At 56.2% G+C, this 5469-nt stretch carries 3 rRNA genes; all 3 read left to right on the top strand.

Annotation, left to right across the window (positions count from 1 at the left end):
• Positions 1 to 150: 150 nt before the first annotated feature.
• The 3 genes from AWC02_RS14885 (at position 151) to rrf (ending at position 5420) form a co-directional block, all read left to right on the top strand.
• A 16S ribosomal RNA gene (locus AWC02_RS14885) occupies positions 151 to 1685 on the top strand.
• Between the two features lie 362 nt (positions 1686 to 2047).
• Positions 2048 to 5166: ribosomal RNA gene (locus tag AWC02_RS14890) — 23S ribosomal RNA — on the top strand.
• Between the two features lie 141 nt (positions 5167 to 5307).
• Positions 5308 to 5420 (top strand): 5S ribosomal RNA (gene rrf / locus AWC02_RS14895).
• Together the 16S, 23S and 5S rRNA genes form the textbook arrangement of a ribosomal RNA operon.
• Positions 5421 to 5469: the final 49 nt, after the last annotated feature.

Here is a 5469-nt window from a genome sequence, read left to right on the forward strand (position 1 = left end):
GGGCGTGTTGTTTGAGAACTCAATAGTGTGTTTGGTGGTTTTTGTTTGTTGTTGTTTTTTGCCATGCCTTCGGCGCCCCGTGTTGGGGGTGTGGCGTTTTTTTGATGTCAGTTTTTGACTGATGTTTTGGGATTGTTTCCAAATGGTTTTTGTTTGGAGAGTTTGATCCTGGCTCAGGACGAACGCTGGCGGCGTGCTTAACACATGCAAGTCGAACGGAAAGGCCCCTTCGGGGGTACTCGAGTGGCGAACGGGTGAGTAACACGTGGGTGATCTGCCCTGCACTCTGGGATAAGCCTGGGAAACTGGGTCTAATACCGGATAGGACCGCGCGCTTCATGGTGTGTGGTGGAAAGCTTTTGCGGTGTGGGATGGGCCCGCGGCCTATCAGCTTGTTGGTGGGGTAATGGCCTACCAAGGCGACGACGGGTAGCCGGCCTGAGAGGGTGACCGGCCACACTGGGACTGAGATACGGCCCAGACTCCTACGGGAGGCAGCAGTGGGGAATATTGCACAATGGGCGCAAGCCTGATGCAGCGACGCCGCGTGGGGGATGACGGCCTTCGGGTTGTAAACCTCTTTCAGTATCGGCGAAGCTCCGTGGTTTTCTGCGGGGTGACGGTAGGTACAGAAGAAGCACCGGCCAACTACGTGCCAGCAGCCGCGGTAATACGTAGGGTGCGAGCGTTGTCCGGAATTACTGGGCGTAAAGAGCTCGTAGGTGGTTTGTCACGTTGTTCGTGAAAACTCACAGCTTAACTGTGGGCGTGCGGGCGATACGGGCAGACTAGAGTACTGTAGGGGAGACTGGAATTCCTGGTGTAGCGGTGGAATGCGCAGATATCAGGAGGAACACCGGTGGCGAAGGCGGGTCTCTGGGCAGTAACTGACGCTGAGGAGCGAAAGCGTGGGGAGCGAACAGGATTAGATACCCTGGTAGTCCACGCCGTAAACGGTGGGTACTAGGTGTGGGTTTCCTTCCTTTAGGGATCCGTGCCGTAGCTAACGCATTAAGTACCCCGCCTGGGGAGTACGGCCGCAAGGCTAAAACTCAAAGGAATTGACGGGGGCCCGCACAAGCGGCGGAGCATGTGGATTAATTCGATGCAACGCGAAGAACCTTACCTGGGTTTGACATGCACAGGACGCCGGTAGAGATATCGGTTCCCTTGTGGCCTGTGTGCAGGTGGTGCATGGCTGTCGTCAGCTCGTGTCGTGAGATGTTGGGTTAAGTCCCGCAACGAGCGCAACCCTTGTCTCATGTTGCCAGCACGTAATGGTGGGGACTCGTGAGAGACTGCCGGGGTCAACTCGGAGGAAGGTGGGGATGACGTCAAGTCATCATGCCCCTTATGTCCAGGGCTTCACACATGCTACAATGGCCGGTACAAAGGGCTGCGATCCCGTGAGGGTTAGCGAATCCTTTAAAGCCGGTCTCAGTTCGGATTGGGGTCTGCAACTCGACCCCATGAAGTCGGAGTCGCTAGTAATCGCAGATCAGCAACGCTGCGGTGAATACGTTCCCGGGCCTTGTACACACCGCCCGTCACGTCATGAAAGTCGGTAACACCCGAAGCCGGTGGCCTAACCCTTGTGGAGGGAGCCGTCGAAGGTGGGATCGGCGATTGGGACGAAGTCGTAACAAGGTAGCCGTACCGGAAGGTGCGGCTGGATCACCTCCTTTCTAAGGAGCACCATGTTCCCCCGTCCCCGCAACCGTGCGGGAAGTCGATGGTTGGGATATTTTTCGCCGGCGCCTGTAGTGGGTTGTCGGTGGTGCAGATTATTTGAAACGGCAGCAGCTTTGATCACCAACCACCAGGAGCGCTTGTTCCTGGTGGCCGGCTTCGGTTTCGGGGCTGGGCACACTGTTGGGTCCTGAGACAACAGGCCCGTTTTTCGCCCCTGTGTGGGGTGGGTGTGTTGTCGCTCCATCTTGGTGGTGGGGTGTGGTGTTTGTTTTGTGGATAGTGGTTGCGAGCATCTAGCAAGCAAGGCTCTAGGGTTTTGTTTGTTTTTGCAATTTTTGTTTCTTGGTTTTTGTGTTTGTAAGTGTTTAAGGGCGCATGGTGGATGCCTTGGCATCGAGAGCCGATGAAGGACGTGGGAGGCTGCGATATGCCTCGGGGAGCTGCCAACCGAGCGTGGATCCGAGGATGTCCGAATGGGGAAACCCGGCACGAGTGATGTCGTGTCACTCACTGGTGAATATATAGCCAGTGTGGAGGTAACGCGGGGAAGTGAAACATCTCAGTACCCGTAGGAAGAGAAAACAAAATGTGATTCCGTGAGTAGTGGCGAGCGAAAGCGGATGAGGCTAAACCGTATGCATGTGATACCGGGTAGGGGTTGTGTGTGCGGGGTTGTGGGAGTGTCATGTCTGGTTCTACCTGGCCGGAGGGCAGTGACAAAGTGTTGTGGTTAGCGGAAGTGGCCTGGGATGGTCTGCCGTAGACGGTGAGAGCCCGGTACGTGAAAACCCGACACCTGCCTTGTGATGTTTCCCGAGTAGCAGCGGGCCCGTGGAATCTGCTGTGAATCTGCCGGGACCACCCGGTAAGCCTGAATACTACTCGATGACCGATAGCGGATTAGTACCGTGAGGGAATGGTGAAAAGTACCCCGGGAGGGGAGTGAAATAGTACCTGAAACCATGTGCCTACAATCCGTCAGAGCCCTCCCTTGTGGTGGGGTGATGGCGTGCCTTTTGAAGAATGAGCCTGCGAGTCACCGGCACGTCGCGAGGTTAACCCGTGTGGGGTAGCCGTAGCGAAAGCGAGTCTGAATAGGGCGTATCACATCCGTTGGGGTGTGTGTAGTGGCGTGTTGTGGACCCGAAGCGGAGTGATCTACCCATGGCCAGGGTGAAGCGCGGGTAAGACCGCGTGGAGGCCCGAACCCACTTAGGTTGAAGACTGAGGGGATGAGTTGTGGGTAGGGGTGAAAGGCCAATCAAACTCCGTGATAGCTGGTTCTCCCCGAAATGCATTTAGGTGCAGCGTTGCGTGTTTCTCACCGGAGGTAGAGCTACTGGATGGCCGATGGGCCCTACTAGGTTACTGACGTCAGCCAAACTCCGAATGCCGGTGAGTGTAAGCGTGGCAGTGAGACGGCGGGGGATAAGCTCCGTGCGTCGAGAGGGAAACAGCCCAGATCGCCGGCTAAGGCCCCAAAGCGTGTGCTAAGTGGAAAAGGATGTGCAGTCGCTTAGACAACCAGGAGGTTGGCTTAGAAGCAGCCACCCTTGAAAGAGTGCGTAATAGCTCACTGGTCAAGTGATTGTGCGCCGATAATGTAGCGGGGCTCAAGCACACCGCCGAAGCCGCGGCAATCCGTAAGGATTGGGTAGGGGAGCGTCCTGCATCCGGTGAAGCCACAGAGTGATCTAGTGGTGGAGGGTGTGGGAGTGAGAATGCAGGCATGAGTAGCGATGAGGCAAGTGAGAACCTTGCCCGCCGAAAGACCAAGGGTTCCTGGGCCAGGCCAGTCCTCCCAGGGTGAGTCGGGACCTAAGGCGAGGCCGACAGGCGTAGTCGATGGACAACGGGTTGATATTCCCGTACCCGTGTGTGGGCGTCCCTGATGAATCCATTCTGCTAACCACCCAAATGGTGGTCGATCAATCCCTTCGGGGAGCGACGATCGCCGGCTGCGTGGGACCCGGGTGGGTAGTAGTCAAGCGATGGGGTGACGCAGGAAGGTAGCCGTACCAGTCAGTGGTAATACTGGGGCAAGCCCGTAGGAAGTCAGATAGGCAAATCCGTCTGGCATATATTCCGAGAGGTGATGCATAGCCGATTGCGGCGAATTCGGTGATCCTATGCTGCCGAGAAAAGCCTCTAGCGAGCACACACACGGCCCGTACCCCAAACCAACACAGGTGGTCAGGTAGAGAATACCAAGGCGTACGAGTGAACTATGGTTAAGGAACTCGGCAAAATACCCCCGTAACTTCGGGAGAAGGGGGACCCTCATACCGTCATGGCCCTTGCGGCCGGCAGCGGGAGGGGGTCGCAGAAACCAGTGAGAAGCGACTGTTTACTAAAAACACAGGTCCGTGCGAAGTCGCAAGACGATGTATACGGACTGACGCCTGCCCGGTGCTGGAAGGTTAAGAGGACCGGTTAACCCTTCGGGGTGAAGCTGAGAATTTAAGCCCCAGTAAACGGCGGTGGTAACTATAACCATCCTAAGGTAGCGAAATTCCTTGTCGGGTAAGTTCCGACCTGCACGAATGGCGTAACGACTTCTCAACTGTCTCAACCATAGACTCGGCGAAATTGCATTACGAGTAAAGATGCTCGTTACGCGCGGCAGGACGAAAAGACCCCGGGACCTTCACTATAGCTTGGTATTGATGTTCGATGCGGTTTGTGTAGGATAGGTGGGAGACTGTGAAACCCGCACGCCAGTGTGGGTGGAGTCGTTGTTGAAATACCACTCTGATCGTATTGGACCTCTAACTTCGAACCATGAAACTGGTTCAGGGACAGTGCCTGGTGGGTAGTTTAACTGGGGCGGTTGCCTCCTAAAATGTAACGGAGGCGCCCAAAGGTTCCCTCAACCTGGACGGCAATCAGGTGTTGAGTGTAAGTGCACAAGGGAGCTTGACTGTAAGACTGACACGTCAAACAGGGACGAAAGTCGGGACTAGTGATCCGGCACCCCCGAGTGGAAGGGGTGTCGCTCAACGGATAAAAGGTACCCCGGGGATAACAGGCTGATCTTCCCCAAGAGTCCATATCGACGGGATGGTTTGGCACCTCGATGTCGGCTCGTCGCATCCTGGGGCTGGAGCAGGTCCCAAGGGTTGGGCTGTTCGCCCATTAAAGCGGCACGCGAGCTGGGTTTAGAACGTCGTGAGACAGTTCGGTCTCTATCCGCCGCGCGCGTCAGAATCTTGAGGAGACCTGTCCCTAGTACGAGAGGACCGGGACGGACGAACCTCTGGTATACCAGTTGTTCCACCAGGAGCACGGCTGGATAGCTACGTTCGGACAGGATAACCGCTGAAAGCATCTAAGCGGGAAACCTACTCCAAGACCAGGATTCTCACCCTTTTAGAGGGATAAGGCCCCCCGCAGACCACGGGATCGATAGACCAGACCTGGAAGCACCGCAAGGTGTGCAGGGAACTGGCACTAACCGGCCGAAAACTTACCAACACAAAGAAACACAATGTGTTGCCCGCAACCACACCACAAAACTCTGTAAACCCACACCCCACCACCAAACACACTTTGTGGTGACACGGTGGACAACCCGCCCCACACCAGGGGCCGGCCCACCCAACAAAAAAATAGAGTTACGGCGGACATAGCGACAGGGAAACGCCCGGTCCCATCCCGAACCCGGAAGCTAAGCCTGTCAGCGCCGATGATACTGCCCACACGGGTGGAAAAGTAGGACACCGCCGAACACAACATAAAGCCCTGTGCCCCCCAAGAAATTGGGGGGCACAGGCATTT

Origin of the sequence: Mycolicibacter engbaekii (genome assembly GCF_002101585.1) — a bacterium.
Taxonomy (GTDB): Bacteria; Actinomycetota; Actinomycetes; order Mycobacteriales; family Mycobacteriaceae; genus Mycobacterium; species Mycobacterium engbaekii.